This window comes from Mesorhizobium sp. WSM4822, from assembly GCF_055811155.1.
This window is the reverse complement of record NZ_JBVVQM010000104.1, coordinates 1-252: the sequence shown is the minus strand read 5'-3', so window position 1 is coordinate 252 and position 252 is coordinate 1. Positions and strand designations below refer to the sequence as shown.

The 252-nt window shown below is 57.5% G+C and carries 1 pseudogene; it reads left to right on the top strand.

Going from position 1 to position 252, the window contains the following annotated elements:
• Positions 1-100, top strand: a pseudogene (locus tag AC0L3E_RS34715) (histidine/lysine/arginine/ornithine ABC transporter ATP-binding protein); the annotation flags it as partial.
• Positions 101-252: the final 152 nt, after the last annotated feature.

Genomic DNA, 252 nt, shown 5'->3' with positions numbered 1-252 from the left:
CCTCTACAACGGGCTGGTCGAGGAAGAAGGGCCGCCGGAGCAGATCTTCGGCGCGCCCAAATCCGAAAGGCTCAAGCAATTCATCCGCAACATCGGTTAAGCCGAGGCGGATGGAAAACGGGAACAACAACAAACTGGGAGTTATTGAAATGAACACCGTCCTTAAGACATTGGCCGCAGCGCTATTGCTCGGTGTCGCTGCGATGGGCATCGCCAAGGCCGAGCCGGTCAAGATCGGTGTCGCTGCCGAAC